The following is a 22,393-nucleotide window of genomic DNA, read 5'->3' on the forward strand; positions in this document are numbered from 1 at the left end:
TTCTGATCGAACCGTCGGAGTCGGAGAGCGTCATGACCGGGCTGAACCAGTCGACCGAGAAGAGCCGCTACCTCAGCGCCCCGAAACGCCCTGACTTCACGCTGGATCAGGACTGGGGTTCCTACTCCGCCGCCGAGCATGATCGCTGGGACCGCCTGTTCGCCCGCGCGCAGACCGTCCTTAAGGGACGGGCTTGCGACGAATTTCTCGCCGCGCTGAATACATTGCAACTATCAGAGTCGGGCATTCCCAATCTGGAGAAACTGAGTGCCCGTCTGATGCCGCTGACCGGTTGGCAGGTGGTGCCGGTTGCCGAACTGGTGCCCGATGAGATTTTCTTCGATCATCTCGCCAACCGACGCTTTCCGGCTGGCGCCTTCATCCGCCCCGAGCATGAAATGGATTACCTGCAGGAACCCGACATCTTCCACGACGTCTTCGGCCATGTTCCGCTATTGGCGAACCCGGTCTATGCCGATTTCATGCAGGCTTATGGCAAAGGCGGCCAGCGCGCGATGGCGCTCGGCCAGTTGAAGAACCTGGCACGATTGTACTGGTACACGGTGGAGTTCGGACTGATGAAGAGCGCGGACGGGTTGCGCATCTTCGGCGCCGGCATTCTGTCGTCAGCAACAGAGTCGGTCTTCGCGCTGGAAGAAGCCTCGCCGAACCGGGTCGCATTCGACCTCGAACGCGTGATGCGGACGAACTACATCATCGACGATTTCCAGCAGAGCTATTTCGTCATCGAGAGCTTCGAGAAGCTGCTGCAGGACAGCTATCAGGATTTCGGCGTGCTCTATGGCCGCTTGGCCAACGCACATGACATCGCGGCCGATGAGGTGATCCCTGAGGATTACGTCATCTGCCGCGGGACGCTGGACTATTTCAAGCGCAAGCGCGCGTCAGCCATTCATTGACTGGATGCGGAACTTGGCCGGCGACGCGCCGAAGCGGCGACGGAAGCTGCGGTGGAAATAAGAGAGCTCGTTGAAACCGCAGGCGGCCGCAACTTCGCTAATCTTGAGGCTGCACTGGCGATCGCTGATCAGCATGCTGCGGGCCTTTTCAAGCCGGAGCTCCATAATGCGATCGGTGATGCTGAGGCCCGAGCCCTGCAGCAGGTCCTGAACGTAGCGGACCGACAGGCCGAGTTTCTCGGCGACCACCCGGGTCGAGAACTGCTGATCGGCAAAGCTCTCATTGATCTGGCTGATCACGCTGGCGATCCGCGCACCGCGCAGGCCACCGACCTCGGTGAGGTTCACGGGATCCGGCTTGTCGACGCTGTGCGCCTTGGCACGGTCGGATCCGAAGTCGGAGTGGCTGCTGAATGCGAGATTTGTGTTTTCCATGTTCCCAATCACCGCCCATTTCAATGTGTGCGGTGATAGGTCGTCGGGACCCCTGACTTTGGTTCAACGCCGGCGACGATAATTTGCATCGCTCGAAACCATAGCGGCGCACTGCGCCCCGACGGTGACCCGTCAGTCGTTGGCCGGCGGGTCATCGTATGGTCCCACGATCGCGCGCCCCCTAGTACTTTCAGGTGAGACCGAGCGGCGACAGCCGCTCACAATGCGACGCCAGGTGCGCAATCCAGCACGAGTCACGCGCTTACGACCACGACGAGAGCGGTATTTTTATACATGGTCGCTGCTGAAATGACGCGCGAAGCAGCTCCTATTCCTGGAGGGCCGCCAACGCACCTGCAAGGAAACGACATGAAACAGCTTCTCCTCGGCACCATCGGCATCCTCAGCCTCGGCAACGCCGCCATCGCCGCAGACGTGCCGGCCCGCGCCTATACCAAGGCCCCCGCCATTGATCCCACCTATAACTGGACCGGCTTTTACGCCGGCGTTCATGCTGGCTACGGCCTCGGCGGGACCGAATGGCAGATCCTGAATATCCGAACCGATGGCGCACTGGGCGGCGTTCAGGCCGGCTATAATCAACAGATCGGCAACCTGCTGCTCGGCATCGAGGCCGACATCAGCTTCAGCGGCATCAAAGGCAATCGCACGCTGAACGTTCTGAATCAGGCCACACTGTCCCAGACGTCGCAGATCAACTGGCTGTCAACCGTGACCGGACGCATTGGCTTTGCGAATGGCCGCTGGCTCACTTACGCCAAGGGCGGATTTGCCTGGGCTAATGAAGATCACAGCTACGACGTTCAGGTTTCGGTGCCGGGGCCCGACAGGATCACGTTGTCCGGCAGCGAGACGCGGCGGGGATGGGTCGTTGGCGCCGGCATGGAATATGCGCTCGCGAACAACTGGTCGCTTCGCGGCGAGTATAATTTCATCAACTTCCCTGACCACGATTTCGATCTTAGCGGTACGCAGTCCTCCACCGGGTCGATCTCCACCACGGCATTCACCAAGCAGACGGTGCACCTCGTCAAGCTCGGCGCGAACTATCAGTTCGGCGCTCCCGATGCCGCCAAGCCGATCCCGCCACTGCAATACGCGCAGACGGGATTCAACTGGACCGGCTTCTATCTCGGCGCACAGGCAGGCTACGGATCGGGACAGGGCAACTGGCGTGACTACACACCAGTTGGCAAGTTCTCGATGACCGGGGGCTTTGGCGGTGGCCAGATCGGCGCCAATGTTCAGCTCGGCGTGATCGTCATGGGCGTCGAAGGCGAACTGGTCGGCGGCGATGTCGGCGGGGGCACCCGCATCAATGCCGGCGGCAATCTCGACATAAGCTCGCGCACCGACTGGCTGGCGATGGCTACAGCGCGCATCGGCATCGTGACCAACGAGCGCTGGCTGACCTATCTCAAGGGGGGTGTCGCCGTCGCCGGGGATCATCATGCCATATCGGTGGTGTCAGGCCCGATGTACGTAAACCTCGATGGATCCCGTATCCATACCGGCTATGTGATCGGTGCCGGCGTGGAATATGCCTTCGCACCAAACTGGTCCGTCAAGGCAGAGTATAACTACATCGGCTTTGGCCATGACAAAGCGAGTCTCGAAGGCGTGATCAATGCCCCTCCGATGGTCGGCTCCTACTATTTCAATGCCGATATTGCGCAGACCATGCAGCTCGGAAAGATCGGCGTGAACTATCACTTTGCGCCGTAACTGCAACAGCAGGCCACCATCGCGCCATTGCGCGCATGGTGGTCGCGCCTCCTAGCGCGGTAACATCTCCGGTGGCGGCGACCGGTCCAGCACGTCACCTTTGGCGCCTTCCAGCAGGTTCAACTCCACATTCTCCACGACCAGCGGGCCGCGTTTGCGCTTGAGGTCAGCCACTTTCTCGATGTTGGCAAAGGCCGCCCGCCATTCCGGATTGGCTGCGGCATTTTGTTCCCCCACCAGCAAAAGCTTGCCGGACAGCTGCTCTGCATTCGGCTCTGGCATGTTCACCCAGCGAATGCGTTGGGTGCGCTGGAAGACACAGGTCCCTTTCGGCAGATAGAAAGTGAGCCAGCCCGTGGTGCCGTAATCAGGCGCCACCACGCATGTAGCCCCCACACGGGCGCGGACGGCCTCGATCTCGGCTGCCAATTCGACGAAGCCGACACCGATGCTGCGCACCGTAGCATCGCGCTTGTAGCCGGACAGCAGGCCGGTATTGGCCTGCACGACCAGCGCTGTGAACATGACGATGCCGGTCGGCCCCGCCCAGCGCAGGCAGAAATCCACGGTGCGCTGCTCGCGCGGTTTCCATTGCACGATGGTTGCAGCGACGGCAGCAATGATGGCCAGCGTCGGATAGACCGGCGCGAACCAGTTGGCCTCGACGCGGGCATGCAACGCGTGCCAGCCGAAATACAGCACGATGATCCAGAACATCGCATTGAGCAGTACCCGCGCCGGCCACGCTCCGGGCCTGCGGACGGCCAAGGCGTAAAGTCCCATCACGCCGAGAATGAACACCAGAGGCGTCGCAAAAGCGAATTGCGTCGGGATCAACTCGCCAATGAAAGCCGGATTGAAGTGATCGATCCGGGCGCGCCCGAGTTGCTTGATGAAAGATACCCAGCCATGTTCGGCATTCCAGAACAACACCGGCGAGAACACCGCCAGCGCTGTGAGGCCCCCGAGGTAAGGCCATGGCGAGACCAACCAGCGCCGCATCTTCGGCACGACAATCAGCCAAATCAGGATCGCCGGTCCGAAAAACAACGCTGTGTATTTCGATAACAGCGCCGCTCCGACGGCGACGCCCACAGCGAGCCACCACGCGCCCTGCCCTGTGGCCAGTACCTGGGCGAGCGCCAGCAACACGAAGCTCGAGGCGACCAGTACCGGCGCGTCCGGCGTGACGATCATCAGTCCGACAGACGTGATCATGGTCGCGTTGAGCAGGATTACCGCCGTCGACGCGAGCCGCTGGCCACCGAACAACAGTTCGGCCGTGCGATACACCGCCCAACTCATCGGCAGAGCCAGTAGGACAGAGAATACGCGCACACCGAATTCGGTGTCACCGGCGATCATGGTGCCGAGCCGGATCACCACGGCGACCATCGGCGGGTGGTCGTAGTAACCGCCGGCCAGATGTTTCGACCACATCCAGTAATAGGCTTCGTCGAAGGTCAGTGGCGTCCATGCGGCCGCCACGAGCCGCAGCAGCACCAGACCGACGACCACGGCCGCGGTGCCGCGAACCAGCCGCAGTTCCTGCGCATTCATCCAGCGGTCACCGTTTCCGCCACACGAAGAGGCCCGACATCGCGTAGTTCCAGACCACGCCCATCAGTGCGCCGGAAGCACCGGCCAGCCACCAGATCGGCTCCTGGTCGAAGACCGACCAGGCCACGCCGACATTGGCGAGCAGACCCACGCTGCAGACCACGTAGAAAATCGCCAGACCGCGCAGGATGCCGAAACCTTTCAAACGCTGGTCGCGATAAGTCAGGAAATTGTTGAGCAGGAAGTTGCCGGTCATCGCGCAAAACGCCGCAATGGCCTGCGCCTCCGCGAATGGCGGATCGAACACTTCCAACGTGACGAACAGCACGGCGAAATGCACGAACAGGCCGATCGAGCCGACCATAGCGAACAGCAGGAAGCGCAGCGACACCGTGTCGTTGGTCAGCTTCGCCAGCACCAGACCCAGAAAGTCGAGCGCCACCATGGAATCGAGCTTGCTCTCGCCATGCAGGCGCGAACCGAAGGTGTAGGGCACCTCGATAACGCGCAGATCGCCTTCGGCCGTCGCCACGACGTCGAGCAGGATCTTGAAGCCCTGCGTGGACAGCTTCGGTGCGAGCTGTTCGAAGCGATCGCGGCGGATCATGAAGAAGCCGCTCATCGGATCGGCGATCTCCACCCGCAGCACGCGCTGCGCCACAGCAGTCGCAAATTTGCTGGCGCCGAGGCGCTGCGTATTGAAACTGTCGGCGCTGCCACCCTCGATATAGCGGCTGCCGATCACCAGTTCGGCGGCGCCGCTCTCGATCAGGCCGAGCATTTTTCCGAGCTGGGTCTCATCGTGTTGCAAGTCGCCATCGATCACTGCCGCGCAGGGTGCGCTGGAGGCCAGCATGCCCTCGATGCAGGCGCCGGATAGACCACGGCGCCCGATGCGGCGGATGCAGCGCACGCGCGAGTCACCGCGCGCCAGCTCACGTACCGCGTCGGCGGTGCCGTCCGGCGAATTGTCGTCGACGAAAATGACTTCCCAGGAAATGCCAACCAGCGCCGCGTCCAATCGCTGCACAAGGGTGGCGACATTGCCGCGTTCGTTGAAAGTGGGGACGACAACGGACAGCTGCAGCGGAGCGCCCGCTTTCGATACCTGTCCGGGCCCCGGTCTGATGGCTTCGTTCATGGCGCCAGCATATATCTGCCGCGCCGGACCCTGCCAAGGCGGACAGGGAACAGCGAAGCCTTGAGAGGTGCCGAAACAAGCCATCAGAAGGGGAAAACGGCCAAAAGCGGCCCAAAAATGCCAACGACCCCGAACAACAGGCGCACGTACATCCGGCGCACCAAGCTATTCAAGGTCGTTCCAGCGCCGGAGCTGTTAAGCGTCGACGTCGCCGTTGCAAACAAGATAGGGACGCTGGAGACGTTCCGCAAGGGGTGATCTTGCGGCTTTCTAATGGCCCTCCCAAGGCCAAGGCATTCCTGTTCGCACCATCGCTGTCAACGCCAGCCTATAGCCAGCATGGTGGAGCACCGTTACGTTGCGGCAATTAATGCGGTGCATAAGACGGCCATCCGTAGCTACAGCTGCCTCGGCCCATGCCTGTCGCCGCGCAGAAGACAAACCGGAGGCGCCATGCGACGCTTGCTCAAGCCATATCTGCTCGCCGCGGGGCTGACATGGGGCGCGACCTTCTGCCCAATCCATGCCGTCGCGCAGACGGTTGATGCCGTCACGACGACGCTGCTCGCCAATGCACGCGTCACGACTGCGCTGGATGCCATCAAGGCCGACGACGACCGCGCCCTGAAAGAGCAGATCCGAATCACTGAGATCCCCGCGCCTCCTTTCAAGGAGCGCGTGCGCGGCAACTACATTTTGGCCCGGTTTCAGGAACTGGGCTTTAAGGACGCCAGGATCGACGCCGAAGGCAATGTGATTGCCCTGCGCAAGGGAACGACCGGGACGCCGAAGCTGGTGATCTCCGCGCATCAGGACACGGTGTTTCCGGAAGGCACCGATGTGACCGTGAAAGAGAAAGACGGCGCATATCTGGCACCGGGGATCGGTGACGACGCCCGCGGGCTCGCCGCTTTGCTGTCGCTGATGCAGGCTCTCAATGCGCAGCAGATTACGACCGTCGGAGACATCATGTTTGTCGCCAGCGTCGGCGAGGAGGAGCTAGGAAACCTGCGCGGCGTCAAAGCGCTGTTTCGCGACAACAAGGACATCGATGGTTTCATTTCCATCGACGGACTTGGCGTGACCCGCATCGTCAATCAGGGCACCGGCAGTCACCGCTACGAGATGATCTTTAGGGGACCTGGCGGCCACAGTTTTCAGGAGTTTGGACTGCCGAGCGCGACCCACGCATTGGGACGCGCAATCGAGAAAATTTCCGAGTTGCAGACTCCGTCCGATCCGAAAACCACTTTCACGGTCGGCACGGTCAGTGGCGGCACTTCAGTCAATGCCATCGCCGCCGAAGCGCGCATGGCGATCGACATGCGGTCGAATTCCACGGAAGAACTGTTAAAGCTCGAAGCAAAGCTGCTCGATCTGGTGAACGACGCAGTCGTCGAGGAAAATAAACGTTGGGGATCGGACAAGATCACGGTCGAGATCAAACTGATTGGTGACCGTCCCGCAGGTCTCGTCGCCGAAGATTCACCGCTGGTACAGGCCAGCGCACGCGCCGTCACCGTTCTGACCCGCGCGCCGCGCGTCACCTTTGCCGGCTCCAGCACCGATTCCAATCTCGCGATGTCGCTCGGCATCCCTGCGGTGACCATCGGCGGCGGCGGCCAGGGCGGCAACTGGCACTCGCGCAACGAATGGTACAAGCCCGTCGATGCCTATATGGGGCCGCAAAACGCACTACTCACCATGCTGGTCCTGACCGGAATGGAAGGTGTGACCAAGCCGATGCTGCCAACACGCCACTGACGTCACATGTAACGTAAAGGTTGATCCCACGATGGCTACAAAATCAACTTCCGTGAAATCCGGCAAAATTCGCATCGGCATCGGTGGCTGGACCTTCGCGCCATGGCGCGGGGTGTTCTATCCGGAGAAACTAACACAGGCGAAGGAGCTCAGTTACGCCGCGTCCAAGCTGACCTCCATCGAGATCAACGGAACCTTCTACGGCTCACAGAAGCCGGAGAGCTTTCGCAAATGGGCGCGCGAAGTGCCCGATGATTTCGTATTCTCGCTCAAGGGCCCCCGCTTCGCAACCAATCGCCGTATCCTCGCGGAGGCCGGTGACAGCGTGAACCGTTTCTACGATTCCGGCGTGCTCGAACTCGGCGATAAACTCGGACCCGTGCTGTGGCAGTTCGCGCCGACCAAGAAATTCGACGAAGCCGATTTCGGGAAGTTTCTCGAATTGCTGCCAACCGAGCTCGCTGGCCGCAAGCTACGCCACGTGGTCGAGGTCCGCCACGACAGTTTCTGCGTGCCGGGCTTCATCGCGCTTCTGCGCCAGTTCAATATCCCCGTGGTGTTCTCCGAACACGCCACCTACCCGGCCATAGCCGATGTCACCGGCGACTTCGTCTATCTGCGTTTGCAGAAGGGCGAGGACAGCATCAAAACTGCCTATCCCCCAAAGGCGCTGGATGCCTGGGCTAAACGCTTCGAGACATGGGCCGGTGGCGGCGAGCCGAGCGACCTGCCCCGCGTCGACGATGTCAAGATCAAGAAGCAGCCACGCGACGTGTTCGCTTATGTGATCCATGAGGCGAAGGTGCGTGCTCCTGCGGGCGCGATGGCGTTGATCGAGCGGGTGGCGTAGCGCCCACGACGCTACTCAGTCGAGCTTGATGCCAGCCTCGCGGATCAGTTTTGTCCAGGTCGCGTGTTCTGACGCGATGAAGCTGTCGAGCTTGTCGTCGGGCATATCCCAGGGTTCACCGCCGCTCTTTTCGAATCGTTCTTTCAGATCGGGCAACACCGCCCGAATATCCTGGCGGAGTTTTGCGATCACCGCTGGCGGCGTTTTGGCCGGCACGAAAATGCCCAACCATGAATCCACGTCGAGACCCGGCACGCCCGCTTCCGCCATCGTCGGCACATCAGGCGCCAGCGGACTCCGCTTCGACGACAGGACCGCAATGCCCTTCACCTGACCCGACTGCACATAAGGCAGCCCGGCGGCAATCGAGTCGAAGAACAGGTCGATGCGGCCCGCCAGCAAATCGGCAAAGGCAGCCGGCGATCCCCGGTACGGCACTTCCTGCAGCTTGACGCCCGCGGACTTCATGAAGGCCGCGGCCACCAATTGCTGGCCGGTTCCGACACCCGCCGTCGCCACGGTGATCGAGCCCGGCTTGGCTGTCGCCGCCGCAACGATTTCCTTCGGTGTCTGCTGCGGCAAATCCTTGCGGCCAACCATGACGTAGCCAAACTTGTACACCAGCGCGACCGGCACAAAATCCTTGAGCGGATCATAGGCCAGCTTGGCGTAGAGCGCGGAGTTGAATGCCATATTGGAAAGGCCGCCGACCATCAGCGTATAGCCGTCAGCCTCGCTCTGGGCCGCAGCCTGCGTGCCGACGACAGTACCCGCGCCGGGCTTGTTCTCGACGAAGAACGCCTGACCCGTTCGCTTTGCCAACGCATCGGCAAGATGCCGTCCGACCAGATCGTAGCTCCCGCCGGGAGCGATCGGCACGATGATCCTGACCGGGCGATCCGGATACGCGCCTTGCGCCGATGCTACTGAATGAAAGGACACGAGCGCGAACGCGGCCACGCTCAGAGCACCAACCCTGCGAACCATTTATTCCCCCGGTGATATCAGCCATTGAACTGGCGGAGTTTGTTGAGTTCACTATGTGTCATGTTGCAGATCGGAGCAACGCCTCGCGGCTGGCCGCAACATTGTGCCAATCATATCTCGATCACGTGGATGCTTACATGGCCCGCAAGACGCCCCGCCTCTTCACTGTCGGTTACGAGCAGACGCCAGCAAAAGCCGTGCTCGACGAATTGCAAAATGCCGGCGTCAAGCTGCTGGTCGATGTGCGTGCCGTCGCCGCATCGCGGCGGCCGGGTTTCTCCAAGAACCAACTCGCCGCCGGCCTCGATGAGCGCGGCATCGGCTACATCCATTTGCGTGGACTAGGCACGCCGAAGGACGGCCGCGAAGCCGCGCGCAGTGGCAAGCTTGCAGCCCTTGAGAAGATCTATATGGCCCATCTCAAGACACCGCAGGCACGGGAGGAGATGGATGAGCTGGCGGCGCTGGTGACGAAGTCCGGACCGGTCTGCATCCTCTGCTACGAACGCGACCACGAACACTGTCATCGGCGCTGGATCGCCGAGATCATCGAGGAGCGCGAAGGCGCCAAAGTTCAGAACCTGCTGCCGCCGCAGTTTTGACGGCGTTTAGATCATTCGAAGCAGATTTTTTCGGATTCTCACTTATCCACACTGGACGGCGGCTTATCCCCAAGATAATCTACCTTAAGTTGCATTATATAGTTGTGTTTCTGTTGCGTTGGGTGGGGGCTCGATGCGTTGGGGACTGGCATTACGCGCATTATGCCTTGCAGCGGCCGCACACTTCTGCGGCGTAGCCTCGGCTCAGGATGTCGGCGAGATCGATGCCACGATCGAGCCGGCATCCGGCTCATCGAGCTTCTGGTCGTCCTTGTTTGACCCGCCTATCAAAAAACGTCGCGCCTTCGACTTTCTTTCCGGGGGCATGCCGGACCGCCTGATGTATTTCGGTGGCGTCGATGCATCGCATTGGAGCCTCGGCGCCTATGGTGGCCTGCAATGGGCCCCCGCCGGCCTGAACAAGAATGGCTTCATCCTGCGCTTCTTCCTGTCGGAAAACCTCGAACGCTACACAACAGGCACGCGCTCCGACTACACCCAGATCAGCCGCGCAGCGATCCTGCCTGGTTACCTCGTCCGCAGCGGCAATCTGGAAGTTCAGTTCTTGGCGGGTCTTGATATGGAGGCCGATTATTTCTTCCACGATCAGCGCCGCTCCCGGCTGCGCACGATGGCCGGTGCACGCGGTACAATGGATGTTTGGTGGGAGCCGACGCGCGAGCTGATGGTGCAATATGCCCTGTCGGGCACGACGATCGATAACGGCTACACCACGCGCATTGCGGCCGGCTGGCGCCTGTTCGATTTGTTCTGGATCGGCCCTGAGGCAGCACTGTCGAACGATTATTTCAGCCAACAGACCCGGATCGGCGGCCATCTGACTGGCTTGCGCACCGGCCCCTACGAATGGTCGTTCGCCGCGGGACATGTGCGGGATAGTTTCGAGCGCCAGGGAGTCTATGCACGCTTTGGCATGGTCATGCGGCCGCCCCGCGCTCCATTCTTCGAGAACTGACAGTTTATCGTAACTGCTCAATCCAGCGTGCGGCGGAAACGGCTCACTGCGATGGTCATCGCCAGTAGCATCAGCGCAACGAGCGCGATCGCGTCGTAGCGCAGATTTTCCAGTACTGCCCCCTTCAGCATGATGGCGCGGACGATCCGTATATAATGCGTCAGCGGCAGGCCTTCGCCGATATACTGCGCCCATACTGGCATGCCGGCGAATGGAAACATGAAGCCGGACAAAAGGATGCTGGGCAGGAAGAACATCATCGACAGCTGCATCGCCTGCAACTGGTTCTGCACGATGGTGGAGAATGTGTAACCGATCGACAGGTTGGTGGTAATGAACAGCGTGCTTAGCAGCGCGAGCAGCAGCAAACTGCCCTGCACCGGCACGCCGAACAGCAGAACGCCGATACCGATGATCAGCGTGGCCTGGATGAAGCCCACCAGCACATAGGGCACGATCTTGCCGAGCATCACCTCCACCGGGGTGATCGGCATCGACAGCAGGTTTTCCATGGTGCCCCGCTCAATCTCGCGGGTCACCGACAGCGCGGTGAAAATCAGCATGGTCATGGTCAGGATCGTGCCCACCAGCCCAGGTACGATGTTGAGCCGCGACGACGCCGCCGGATTGTAGCGCGCATGCGCCCGAATCTCGAACGGCAGCGACGGAGGATCGCCGACGAACAAGTCGTGCTGCAGGGCGGTCTGCATGAGGGTGCCGAGTGCCCCCAGTGCCGAGCCCGCCGCCACCGGATCGGTGGCATCGGCGGCGACCAGCAAAGCCGGACGGTCGCCGCGCCGCACCGCGCGCTCGAAGCCGCGCGGGATCTCCACGCCGAACAGCACCTTGCCCGAGAGCAACAGGCTGTCGAACTCGGCCACCGTATGCACCTCGTGGGTAAACTGAAAATATGAGGTATTTTCCAGCGCCTTGAGGATCGAGCGGCCGAGGTCGCTGTCCTCCTGCAGCAGCACCGCCGTGGGCAGGTGACGCGGCGTGGTATTGATGGCATAACCGAACAGCAAGAGCTGCATCACGGGGATCATTACGATCATGGCGAATGAGACCCGGTCGCGGCGTAGCTGGATGAACTCCTTCACCAGCATGGCGTAGCTGCGCCGCCAAAAACCGAACGGCCTCTCCTCGACCTCTCGGTCCGGTCCCTCCACGGCACTCACTGGAAATTGTCCCTGGCGCGCGTCATCAGATCGATGAATACGTCCTCGAGCGATGGCGCGCCGTGCTGCCAGTGCTGTCCCGGCCGGTCGCGGTACGACGAAACGGTAGCTTCAAGGGCAGCATGATCGCGCCCGGAGACGTGTAGGCTGGTGCCGAACGGCGCCACCATGTCGACGCCGGGCTTATCGGCGAGGTCTGCCGCAAGCTCATTGAGATCCGCGCCGGTGACAGTCCAGGTCGCCAGTGACGATGCCGCAATCACCTGCTCGACAGTACCGTGCGCCAGCAAGTGTCCATAGGCGATGTAAGCGATCTCGTGGCAGCGCTCGGCCTCGTCCATGTAATGGGTCGAGACCAGCACAGTCAGGCCCTGCGCGGCCAGCGCATGAATCTCGTTCCAGAAATCGCGCCGCGCCTTCGGATCGACACCCGCGGTTGGCTCGTCGAGCAGCAGTAATTGCGGGTTCGGCAGCGTACAGGCGCCCAGTGCCAAGCGCTGCTTCCAGCCGCCGGATAATTCGCCGGCCAGCTGCTCATCGCGGCCATTGAGCCCAAGCCGCGCGATCATGTCGCGCGCCGCCTTGCGCGGATCGCGCACGCCATACAGCCTGGCTACGAATTCCAGATTCTCGCGCACCGATAAATCTTGATACAGACTGAAGCGCTGGGTCATGTAGCCGACCCGACGCTTGATCTTGTCGGCATCACGCCGAATATCGAAGCCAAGACATGTGCCCGTCCCGCTGTCCGGCGTCAGCAACCCGCACAGCATGCGGATCGTGGTAGTCTTGCCAGAGCCGTTGGGACCGAGGAAGCCGTAGATGGTACCGCGCTTCACCTGCATCGACAGGTCATGCACCACCTCGCGGCCGTTGAACGATTTCGACAGGCCGGTCACCTCGATGGCAATGTCGGGCGCGGCAACGGTTGCTGCGGTCATCGCGTCGCCTCCATGGAAGCACGGGTGAACACGCTGACCGGCTGGCCAACACGGACGCTCGATGGCTTGTTGGGCCGAGCCTGCACGAGATAGACGAGCTTGTTGCGTTCATCGAGACTGTAAATCACCGGCGGCGTATATTCCGCCGTGGTCGCGATGTAGTAGATCTTGGCCGTCAGGTCGGCCGCGCAGTTATCGCAGGCGACGCGGACCTCGTCGCCGCCGGCGAGCTTGGCCAGATCGGTCTCCGGAATATAAAAGCGGATCTTCATATTACCCGGCGGCAAGATCGACAATACGGGCCGCTGCGCCGGCACCATCTCGCCCTCGCGGAAATAGATCTGCTGAATGGTGCCGCTCACCGGCGCGAAGGCGTTGCGCCGCGTCAGCCGCGTTTGCGAGGTGTTTACTCGCGCCTCCGCGACGCGCAGTGCCGATATCGCGGCGTCCAGGTTGGCCTGGGTGCCGGAGCCGGTCTTGCTGAGCGACTGGGCGCGATCATAGGTCTGTTTTGCATTGGCCAGTGTAGCGTTGTTCTGGTTGAGATCGGCCTGCTGCAAATCGTCGTCGACCGCGTAGAGCGGGGCGCCGGCATGAACCCCGTCGCCTTCGCGAATGTTGAGTTTGGTAACACGCCCGGATTCGTCAGGACTGACAAAGATCATGTCGGCCTCGACCCAGCCTTGATAGCCGGGGTCCCTGCGCTCGTTGCAACCGGCAAGGACCAACATCAACGCCAGCATGCCCAACAAACGGCAGGTCTTGTGCGACGACATCATGTCGTCCTCCGGTCGCCAAAGATCAGGTCGATATGAACCTGCAACATCGCCATGGCGTCGAGCGGCGCCAGCCGGGCAAACAGCCCCTGCCAAATCACCGCGACCATGGCCGGAGCCGCCAGAATCTGCGGAAACTGCAGCAGCGCGGGATTGCGGATCTCACCACGCGTGATGCCGTACTCGATCATTTGCCTCATGCCGGCCATCCCCCGTTCCACGACTTCGCGGTAGTAGAATTCCGACAATGACGGGAAGCGCGCACCCTCCGCTATGATCAGGCGCAAAATATCGCCGCGCCGGGTTTGCGCGACGTCGCGCACAAAGCTCTCGGCGAAGCCTTCCAGCATGGCGCGGGCCGAGCCACCCGCAACCGGCGGAGCACTCATCCGGCTGATCAGCGGGCCAAGCGCGCTGCGCACCAGTTCCTGGAACAACGCCTCCTTGTCGGTGAAGTAGAGATAGATCGTGCCCTTGGCGACGCCTGCGCGCTTCGCCACGTCGTCGAGCCGGGTGGCGGCAAAGCCGCGGGCAACGAATTCGTCGAGCCCGGCGGCGATGATTGCCGCCCGCCGCTCCTCCGCTTTGGCCTCACGTTTCGATGGTGGTTTCGACACGGCAACCTTCGGTGCTGCCACTCTGGCCGGCTTGGCGGCAGCCGCCTTCGCGCTACCTCGGCCAGTGGCCGCACGGGCTGGCCGTGCCGCCTTCGGTTTCGGCTTTGATGTGCTCATGGCCTGAATATGACTGACCGGTCAGTCATATTCAAGGCCTTTCGAGCGATTTCGGCAAACCGCACGCTTGATGGCTAGATGAGCGTGCCGGACATGCGTAGTGCTGTTGCATAGCCGTTCTTGGGAGAACGATCGGGATCAGCTCAGCCGAGTCGCCAGATCGCCTGAGGCAGGTCATAGCCCCGGATCGGCACATCGCCCAGCAATTCCGCATCACTGCAGGTCTCGCCCAGGGCATCGCGTATGGACGCAGAGATCAGCAACTGCGACCCGAACTGCTTGTTGAGAGCTTCGAGGCGCGCAGCAAAATTCACCGTGTCGCCGATCACGGTGTATTCCTTGCGGCGCGGCGAGCCGACATTGCCGGCGATGACGGCGCCCATGTGAATGCCAATACCGATGCGCAGCGGCCATTCGTTGCCGCAGTTATTCTCTTCCATCGCCGCAAGCATCTGCCGCGCGGCCTCGACCGCGCATTGGGCGGCTTTGGGATCTTCAATCGGCGCGCCGAACAGTGCAAGAAAACCGTCGCCGAGAAATTTGTTGACGATGCCGGAATGGCTATCGAGTACATCGACCAGCACGGCGAAGGCCTCGTCCAGCCGCCGGACAACCTCCGTCGGCGTATGTGTCCGCGTTGCTGCCGTGAAGTTGCGGATGTCCACAAACATGACCGCGACCCGTTGCATCTCGGTCGTAGGAGAGGCTCCGGATGAAAGCAGCCGCTCCACCACCTGCGGGGAGACGTGCTGGCCGAAGAGATTGGTCACGCGGTCGCGCGACGATGTCGCCACGATACTGGCCTCGAACTGACGCTTGAGCTGAACGCCTACGCCGCCCGCCAGCACGCCGCCAACCAAAAGAATGACGGCCCGCAGAAGCTGGAAGGCAGTGTCTGGTGGCGGCTCGGCCGCATATGCCGCCGGATGATACAGCATCGCCAAGGCAAACATCTGCGCGGCCGAGACAAGCCCCGTAAAGGCTGAGAGCCAAAAATCCAGCCGAAGGGTTGAGAGGATGATGAACAGGAAATACGTAAGGGGTGCAGCGAAAGCGAGACCCGTCTCCGGCCCCATCCAGGTCATGTGCAGATAGAGCGCGGCAGTCGGTAAGGAAGTTTCAATCAGGGCGCTGAAATAGCGCCGCAGAACCGGAATATCCTTGCGCTGTCTGATGCGGCGGCCAACGAGATAGAGCACCCCCAGTTCGAACAGCAGGAACGGCGCCGTGATCGCCCATGTCGCGGTCAAGTTGAAACCGCCGCGCGACATCTTCACAAACGCGGAGGGAGCGACGAGCTGTGCGACGGACGCCACGCTAACCAGCACAGCGACCGTGATGATGAGAGCCTTGAGACGCAACTGCTCCGTCAGCAGCATCTGATGCGACAACGCATTGCGAAATTCGCGAACGGACGGTTCGTCGTCGGCAGGCTTTAAAAATGTCCGGAAAAACTGAATCATCGCGGCACTTTAGCGGCCGCGCACCGTTTGAACGAGAATTTTGTCGGTAAATGCTAGCCCTTGGCGTCGCAGGCCCAAGCGCGAATGACGCATTCCTTGCCACCATAATCGTAGCATTTCTTGGTCGCCTGATTCAGCGAGCTGGAAATGCGCGGCGCCACCGCATAGCCATGTGCGCCGCAGGGGTTCTTCATATCCACAGCGAACGCTGCACAGGCACGATTCATCGTTACGGTCGTGCATTCGCCCTTGCACTGCTTTTTAGCCGCCGCCAGCGCCGCCCCCTGTGCCGGATAGTCGAAGGCCTGGCCATAGGCGCCGCACTTGCCCACGGCCAAGGCGCCAGCGGCCGAGGCCACGTCCACGGCACCGACGCTCATCAGCAAGGCAACGGTGATAATCGCGCGACGACGCGCGGCAGCAAACAGTGACAATTTCCCCTCCCCCGAGGCCGAACGAGGCAGACGCTACAGGGAGGGCGTTTCAACTTGGTGAACGAAAGCGAAATGCGGCGGCGCGCCGCATCCGCCATGTACTAGCCGCTCCGCGCGTCTTCCAGCGCCTGCGGCGTATCGATATCGAGGAAGGCACCCTGACCTTCGACTGCCACATCGGCAACGGCTTCGGCGTGCTTCATGATCAGGTGCCGAGCGCCGATATCGCCGTCCAGCGTCATCAACTCATTGAAGAAGCGCCGAGACCACAGCACGGGATTACCGCGCCGGCCATCGCTTACAGGCACGACGATGAGGTTGCCGCGATCCGGCGCAAAGGATTCGATCAACCGGTCGATCAGCCGGGCATCGATCAATGGCATGTCGCCGAGGCAGACCACCGCGCCATTGGCCCCGGCCGGGACCGCTGCGATGCCAGCCTTCACAGAGCTGGCGAGACCATCGGCAAAATCAGGGTTGTAGACGAACGCAACCTTGAGCCCGGCCAGCGCCTTCTCGACCTCCGGCGCCTGATGACCTGTCACCACCGTTACGCTCGACGATTTCGATGCAATCGCCTGTTCGGCGACGATCCGCACCAGCGCCTTGCCGTTGAGTTCGGCGAGCAACTTGTTCGGCCCGCCCATTCGGGTCGAGCGCCCCGCAGCCAGAACGACCGCCGCGACATTGCTGTTGCCGTCAGTGCCGACGGGCACGCGCGGTTGTGGCCGGGTGACGATTTCCATCAGCAACCCGCCGACGCCCATGTTGGTGAGATCGGCGCGGGTAACCTTGAGGCCGGCCAGCAGCCGCATCAGCACCCAGTCGAAACCGTTTTCCACCGGCGACCGCGCACAACCCGGCGCGCCCAGCACCGGCACGTTGCCGGCCCTGCCGATCAGCAGCAGATTGCCAGGATCGACCGGCATACCAAAATGCTCGATAGCGCCACCGATTTGCTCGATCGCCGACGGGATAACGTCGCGGCGGTCGGCAATGGCCGAGGCGCCGAACACGATCACCAGTTCGGCACCGAGGCCGAGCAATTCCTTGATTGTCTTCGCCAGCACCTTCTCGTCATGCGGCACGCGGCGTTCGGCGATGATCTTCGCACCTGCAGGCGCAAGGCGCTCTTCAGTAACACGCAGGGTCTTGTCGATCACCTTCGGCGACAGCCCCGGCAGTAGCGTCGAGACAATGCCGACTTTCTTGACCGTGTAAGGTGCGATCCGCATCGCGCCGCCGCGCGCCGCCTCCACCGCCGCGTCGCGCAGCGTACCTGCAACACCAAACGGGATCAGCTTGACCGTCGCAATCATCTCGCCTTCGACCACCGGCTTGTAGGCCGCCAGCGTTGCAAAGGTGATCGCTTCATCCACGGCATTGATGCGATCGACGATGGCGCGATCGACGACGAGCACACCCGGAGTCCCGGCAAACAGATTGGCGCGGCCCGTGAAGGCACGTTCGACATTGACGCCCTCGCCCGCCACCGCCTGCGCGATACTGGCTGCAGCGACGTCTTCGGACACATCGCCGTCTTCGAGACGCACGACGACAACGTCCTTGACGCCGGCGCTGGTCAGCGCCGCGACTTCATCGGGACCAATGGTGGTGCCCTTCTTGAGAACGAGCGAGCCCTGACGCAACGTATGGACGGTGACGCCGCCAAGTGCATCCGCCGGACTGGCGGGACCAAACTTCATGGGTTGCTCACTTTGGACGATTCCGCCGTTATCGTCTTGGGCATACGCAACTCAGCCGTGATCTCGGCCATGATCGAGACCGCGATTTCGGAAGGCGACACCGCGCCGATGTTGAGACCGATCGGCGCCTTGATCCGCGCGAAGTCAGCCTCGCTGGCGCCCTGCGCCTTCAACCGGTCGCCGCGCTTGGCATGCGTCTTTCGCGAACCCAGCGCGCCGATATAGAAGCAGTTCTTCTCGAACGCGTGCAACAGCGCTGGATCGTCGATCTTCGGATCATGGGTCACCGCGACGAAGGCTGTGTAGTGATCGATGTTGAGGGCCGGCAGCGCCTCTTCCGGCCATTCGGCGATCAGCTTCACGTCCGGGAAACGCTCGGGGCTGGCAAAGGCCGTGCGCGGATCGACCACCGTCACATCGTAATCCAGCGACCGCGCCAGCGGCGCCAACGCCTGGCTGATATGGACGGCGCCGATGATCACGAGGCGCGCGGTCGGCGCGTAGACGTTCAGGAACAGCTTCTTGCCATCGGACTCGACCATGGCGCTCTTGCCCATACGGAGCTGCTTCTCGAGCTCGACATGCAGCGGATCGCCACCGAAATCGGCAGCCTTCACCAGGCGTTGTGTTCCATCGGATATATCGGTGATCAAAATAACGGGGCGCCGAGCGGCGCGTTCCGTGTTCAGGATGGCAAGTGTCTCGGCTTTCACGACTGACCGACTTTCTCGACGAACACACGAATGGTGCCGCCGCAGGACAGACCGACATTCCAGGCGGTTTCGTCAGCCACGCCGAATTCGAGCAATTTCGGCTCACCACTCGCAATTACATCAAGCGCCTCCGTGACCACGGCGCCTTCAACGCAGCCGCCGGAAACCGAGCCCAGGAAGGTGCCATCGTCATTGATCACGAGATTCGAGCCTGCGGGACGCGGCGCTGATCCCCAGGTCTCTACCACGGTAGCCAGCGCCACGCCGTGCCCGGCCTTCTGCCACGCCTCGGCGGCCTGCAGGATGTCTTCATCGCGATTGAGCATGGAAGCCTCTCTTAAGCTGCGGGCCGGATCAGGCTGCGGTGATGGACCGGGGGGGCCGATGATAGCGCCTTGATCAGTCCGTCGATCGAACTCAAATTATGTACCGGGCGGAATTCGTCAACGTGCGGAAGCATCATTTTGATGCCCTGAGCTTTCGGCTCGAAGCCATCGAAACGCAACAACGGGTTGAGCCAGATCAGCCGCCGGCAGGAGCGATGCAGCCGGTCCATCTCGAAGGCCAGCTGCGAATCCGCCTCGCGCTCCAGTCCGTCCGAGATCAGCAGCACGATGGCCCCTTGGCCGAGCACGCGGCGTCCCCAGAGCTTGTTGAAGTTGTGCAGCGACGCGGAAATGCGCGTGCCGCCGGCCCAGTCTTCCACCGAGGCCGAGCACGAGGCCAGCGCCTCGTCGGGATCGCGCGAGCGCAGCGCCCGCGTCACATTGGTCAGCCTTGTGCCGAACAGGAAGACCGAGACGCGCTTGCGGGCATCCGTAATGGCATGAAGAAAGTGCAGGAACAGCCGGGTATATTCACTCATCGAGCCGGAGATATCGAGCAACGCGACAATCGGCGCCGGCTTGTCGATCAGGCCTAGTCTGCGGATATCGATGATATCGCCGCCCGTACGCAGGCTACCACGCAGCGTGCGCCGCAGATCGAGCCGCGCGCCGCGCTTGTCCGGCTGGGTGCGGCGCGTGCGCAGTTCAGCTTGCGGCAGCCGCATATTGGCGATAGCGCGCGTGACCTCGGCGATCTCCGTGGCGCTCATCTGCGCAAAGTCCTTCTTCTGCAAAACCTCGCGGTCGGAGACCGACAGCCTGATCTCCTGCTCCTGCGGTGCCTCGCGTTCTGCGCCCTGTGCCGGCTGCGCCATCGCCTCCTGCACGCGGCGCGAGGCCGGCGGCGGCTTGCGCTTGGCATCGTCGGGCAGCGGCACCGAATCCAGCATCTGCTTCCATTCGTCGGCCGCACGGAAGAACAGATCGAAGGCCTGGGCAAACACCAACGCATGTTCGTGGCGTTTGACGAAGATCGCCTCCAGCGTCGTGAATACGTCGGCGCGCTTGCCGATCTCAATCATCTGCAACGCATTGAGCGCATCGATCACCGCCCCCGGCCCGACCGGCAGCCCGGCGGCACGGAGCGCACGCGCAAAGCCGATAACATTATCTGCCATCTGGCCGGTGGGTGGATTGAGATGGTCGATGGGCAAACCAAACTCCGTCGTTGCCTCTGTCATCATTCCGGGGCGAACGCGCCTTCGCGTTCGAACCCGGAATCTCGCAATGTTTGCACGCTGAACATTTCGGAATTCCGGATTCGCGTTCGGCTATCGCCGCCCGCCCCCCGGAATGACGAGTGTTAATCGTTCGTCGCTTCCTTGATGACCTTCGCCAGCGCATCACCCTGCATGCGCTGGATATCGTCCTGATACTTCAATAGTGCGCCCAACGTATCGCCCACCACCTGCGGCGTCAGCGAGCGAGCGTCGAGTTCGGTCAGCGCAGTCGCCCAGTCCAGCGTCTCGGCAACGCCCGGCGATTTGTAGAAATCCTGGTCACGCAGCGCCTGCACGAATTTCACCACCTGCTGCGACAGCTTCGCGGAGATACCCGGCACGCGCGACTTGACGATGGCGAGTTCGCGCTCAGCATTAGGATAGTCGACCCAGTGATACAGACAACGGCGCTTCAGTGCGTCGTGGATTTCACGGGTGCGGTTCGAGGTGACGATCACGATCGGTGGCACCGGCGCCTTCACGGTACCGAGTTCGGGGATGGTGACCTGAAAGTCGCTGAGGATTTCGAGCAGATAGGCCTCGAACGCCTCATCGGCACGATCAAGTTCGTCGATCAACAACACCGGCGCGCCGTTCACATCGGGCTCCAGCGCCTGCAGTAGCGGACGCTTGATCAGATAGCGCTCGGCGAAGATGTCGCTGGATAGCTGATCGCGATCGGTATCGCCAGCCGCCTCCGCCAGACGGATTGCGATCATCTGCGAGGCGCTGTTCCACTCATAGACCGCGGACGAGACGTCGAGGCCTTCATAGCACTGCAGCCGGATGAGCTTGCGGCCGAGTGCGGCCGACAGCACTTTAGCGATCTCGGTCTTGCCGACGCCGGCCTCGCCTTCAAGAAACAGCGGCCGACCCATCTTCAATGCCAGATAGGTAACTGTCGCCAGCGAACGCTCGGCGAGATAGCCGTGCGATGTCAGCAACTCTAGCATGCCATCGACGGAGGTGGGGAGCGCCGCTGGCTTGGTCATGAGAGAACCGATCCGAGGAAGTGCGAACCTGACAAATATCAGGCCCGGTTGTTGGCGGCTTCGACCGCACGCTTGGCCAGTACACCGATCAGATGCGCGCGATATTCGGCGCTGCCATGGAGATCGCTGTTGAGGCCTTCGGCAGGCACTGTAAGCCCATCGAGCGCCTTCGGCGAGAACCGCTTCTGCAATGCAGCCTCGAACTCCTCGACGCGGAACACGCCATCCGAGCCCGCACCGGTGACAGTGACCCGCACACCCGAGGGCAGACGCGCCACGAACACCCCGACCAGCGCGTAGCGCGAGGCCTGGTTGCGGAACTTGATATAGGCGGCCTTCTTCGGCACGGGGAAGGAGACCTTGGTAATGATCTCGTCGGCCTCCAGCGCGGTCGTGAACAAGCCCTGGAAAAATTCTTCTGGCTTCAGCTTGCGCTTGTTGGTGGTGATGGTGGCACCGAGGGCCATCACGGCTGCAGGATAGTCCGCGGTGGGATCGTTGTTGGCCAGCGAACCACCGATGGTGCCCTTGTGGCGCACAGCGGGATCGCCGATCAGGCCGGCGAGCTCGGCCAGCGCCGGGATGGCTTCACCAACGATCGGCGATGCCGCGACAGCGGCATGCTTGGCCAGCGCGCCGATCACCAGCGAACGGCCCTTCATTTCGATGCCGTCGACGCCCTCGATATGCGAGAGATCGATGATATGCGGCGGCGCCGCCAGACGCTGCTTCATGACCGGCACCAGCGTGTGACCGCCGGCAATCAGCTTGGCGTCTTCGTTCTTGATGAGGAGATTGGCGGCCTGCCGCACGGTCGACGGACGATGATATTTGAATTCGTACATGGGTGGGGATCCCTGATTCGCGGT

General features: G+C 61.9%; 22 protein-coding genes. 6 read left to right on the plus strand and 16 right to left on the minus strand.

The features are described 5' to 3' along the window. Positions 1-32: 32 nt before the first annotated feature. Positions 33-920: a phenylalanine 4-monooxygenase gene (gene phhA / locus CIW50_RS09770; RefSeq protein WP_149531033.1), complete on the plus strand. Its 888-nt coding sequence runs from the start codon at positions 33-35 to the stop codon at positions 918-920. Here the strand turns inward: phhA and CIW50_RS09775 are convergent. Then, entirely contained in the window at positions 906-1,355 is a 450-nt protein-coding gene (locus tag CIW50_RS09775) for a helix-turn-helix transcriptional regulator (protein ID WP_149531034.1), read from the minus strand. The two genes, phhA and CIW50_RS09775, sit on opposite strands and share 15 nt — an antisense overlap. A gap of 369 nt (positions 1,356-1,724) precedes the next feature. Between CIW50_RS09775 and CIW50_RS09780 the strand changes: the two genes are divergently transcribed. Beyond that, a complete protein-coding gene (locus CIW50_RS09780; RefSeq protein WP_172980283.1) occupies positions 1,725-3,101 on the plus strand; it encodes an outer membrane protein in 1,377 nt (458 codons plus the stop codon). A 51-nt stretch (positions 3,102-3,152) separates the two neighbouring features. Here the strand turns inward: CIW50_RS09780 and CIW50_RS09785 are convergent, their stop codons facing one another. Together CIW50_RS09785 and CIW50_RS09790 are read right to left on the minus strand one after the other, a co-directional pair. Next, the gene (locus CIW50_RS09785) at positions 3,153-4,661 is read right to left on the minus strand and encodes a glycosyltransferase family 39 protein (RefSeq protein WP_149531036.1); all 1,509 of its coding nucleotides are present in this window, start codon (positions 4,659-4,661) and stop codon (positions 3,153-3,155) included. Between the two features lie 7 nt (positions 4,662-4,668). Next, positions 4,669-5,802 carry a glycosyltransferase gene (locus CIW50_RS09790; RefSeq protein WP_149531037.1) on the minus strand — a complete coding sequence of 378 codons (1,134 nt, stop codon included), beginning with the start codon at positions 5,800-5,802 and terminating at the stop codon, positions 4,669-4,671. A 453-nt stretch (positions 5,803-6,255) separates the two neighbouring features. On the opposite strand from CIW50_RS09790, the gene CIW50_RS09795 reads away from it, so the two are divergent. Together CIW50_RS09795 and CIW50_RS09800 are read left to right on the plus strand one after the other, a co-directional pair. Then, on the plus strand, positions 6,256-7,566 hold the full coding sequence (locus CIW50_RS09795; RefSeq protein WP_149531038.1) for a M20/M25/M40 family metallo-hydrolase: 1,311 nt from the start codon (positions 6,256-6,258) through the stop codon (positions 7,564-7,566). A gap of 31 nt (positions 7,567-7,597) precedes the next feature. After that, positions 7,598-8,416, plus strand: coding sequence for a DUF72 domain-containing protein (locus CIW50_RS09800; RefSeq protein ID WP_149531039.1), 819 nt, complete (start codon positions 7,598-7,600; stop codon positions 8,414-8,416). 15 nt (positions 8,417-8,431) lie between these two features. On the opposite strand, the gene CIW50_RS09805 is transcribed toward CIW50_RS09800, so the two are convergent. Continuing rightward, complete coding sequence (locus CIW50_RS09805; protein ID WP_149531040.1) at positions 8,432-9,403, minus strand: Bug family tripartite tricarboxylate transporter substrate binding protein; 972 nt, start codon at positions 9,401-9,403, stop codon at positions 8,432-8,434. 137 nt (positions 9,404-9,540) lie between these two features. Between CIW50_RS09805 and CIW50_RS09810 the strand changes: the two genes are divergently transcribed. Together CIW50_RS09810 and bcsS are read left to right on the plus strand one after the other, a co-directional pair. After that, positions 9,541-10,005 carry a DUF488 domain-containing protein gene (locus CIW50_RS09810; protein WP_149531041.1) on the plus strand — a complete coding sequence of 155 codons (465 nt, stop codon included), beginning with the start codon at positions 9,541-9,543 and terminating at the stop codon, positions 10,003-10,005. Positions 10,006-10,138: 133 nt separating this feature from the next. After that, the gene (bcsS, locus tag CIW50_RS09815) at positions 10,139-10,981 is read left to right on the plus strand and encodes a cellulose biosynthesis protein BcsS (protein WP_149531042.1); all 843 of its coding nucleotides are present in this window, start codon (positions 10,139-10,141) and stop codon (positions 10,979-10,981) included. Positions 10,982-10,998: 17 nt separating this feature from the next. On the opposite strand, the gene CIW50_RS09820 is transcribed toward bcsS, so the two are convergent. The 12 genes from CIW50_RS09820 to CIW50_RS09875 all read right to left on the minus strand — a co-directional run bounded on the left by CIW50_RS09820 (position 10,999) and on the right by CIW50_RS09875 (position 22,369). Continuing rightward, positions 10,999-12,159, minus strand: a complete 1,161-nt coding sequence (locus tag CIW50_RS09820; protein WP_172980284.1) for an ABC transporter permease — start codon at positions 12,157-12,159, stop codon at positions 10,999-11,001. Then, complete coding sequence (locus tag CIW50_RS09825; RefSeq protein ID WP_149531043.1) at positions 12,156-13,100, minus strand: ABC transporter ATP-binding protein; 945 nt, start codon at positions 13,098-13,100, stop codon at positions 12,156-12,158. Before CIW50_RS09825 ends, CIW50_RS09820 begins: the two co-directional genes overlap by 4 nt. Beyond that, positions 13,097-13,879, minus strand: coding sequence for an HlyD family secretion protein (locus CIW50_RS09830; protein ID WP_149531044.1), 783 nt, complete (start codon positions 13,877-13,879; stop codon positions 13,097-13,099). Before CIW50_RS09830 ends, CIW50_RS09825 begins: the two co-directional genes overlap by 4 nt. Continuing rightward, positions 13,876-14,610: a TetR/AcrR family transcriptional regulator gene (locus tag CIW50_RS09835; RefSeq protein ID WP_149531045.1), complete on the minus strand. Its 735-nt coding sequence runs from the start codon at positions 14,608-14,610 to the stop codon at positions 13,876-13,878. The genes CIW50_RS09830 and CIW50_RS09835 overlap by 4 nt, the downstream gene beginning before the upstream one ends. Positions 14,611-14,753: 143 nt before the next feature. Further along, positions 14,754-16,073, minus strand: coding sequence for an adenylate/guanylate cyclase domain-containing protein (locus tag CIW50_RS09840; protein WP_149531046.1), 1,320 nt, complete (start codon positions 16,071-16,073; stop codon positions 14,754-14,756). Positions 16,074-16,126: 53 nt separating this feature from the next. Next, a complete protein-coding gene (locus tag CIW50_RS09845; protein WP_149531586.1) occupies positions 16,127-16,453 on the minus strand; it encodes a DUF4189 domain-containing protein in 327 nt (108 codons plus the stop codon). Between the two features lie 155 nt (positions 16,454-16,608). Further along, entirely contained in the window at positions 16,609-18,213 is a 1,605-nt protein-coding gene (locus CIW50_RS09850; RefSeq protein ID WP_149531047.1) for an NTP transferase domain-containing protein, read from the minus strand. Further along, the gene (locus CIW50_RS09855; RefSeq protein ID WP_149531048.1) at positions 18,210-18,926 is read right to left on the minus strand and encodes an XdhC family protein; all 717 of its coding nucleotides are present in this window, start codon (positions 18,924-18,926) and stop codon (positions 18,210-18,212) included. Before CIW50_RS09855 ends, CIW50_RS09850 begins: the two co-directional genes overlap by 4 nt. Beyond that, positions 18,923-19,252 (minus strand): XdhC family protein, encoded by a 330-nt coding sequence (locus CIW50_RS09860; protein WP_068736040.1) that lies wholly within the window; start codon positions 19,250-19,252, stop codon positions 18,923-18,925. Before CIW50_RS09860 ends, CIW50_RS09855 begins: the two co-directional genes overlap by 4 nt. Before the next feature lie 11 nt (positions 19,253-19,263). Then, positions 19,264-20,493: a vWA domain-containing protein gene (locus tag CIW50_RS09865; RefSeq protein ID WP_502707477.1), complete on the minus strand. Its 1,230-nt coding sequence runs from the start codon at positions 20,491-20,493 to the stop codon at positions 19,264-19,266. 122 nt (positions 20,494-20,615) lie between these two features. Further along, a complete protein-coding gene (locus CIW50_RS09870) occupies positions 20,616-21,524 on the minus strand; it encodes an AAA family ATPase (protein WP_149531050.1) in 909 nt (302 codons plus the stop codon). 38 nt (positions 21,525-21,562) lie between these two features. Next, the gene (locus tag CIW50_RS09875) at positions 21,563-22,369 is read right to left on the minus strand and encodes an FAD binding domain-containing protein (RefSeq protein ID WP_089264989.1); all 807 of its coding nucleotides are present in this window, start codon (positions 22,367-22,369) and stop codon (positions 21,563-21,565) included. Positions 22,370-22,393: the final 24 nt, after the last annotated feature.

The sequence above is a fragment of the Tardiphaga sp. P9-11 genome (assembly GCF_008329525.1).
Taxonomy (GTDB): domain Bacteria; phylum Pseudomonadota; class Alphaproteobacteria; order Rhizobiales; family Xanthobacteraceae; genus Tardiphaga.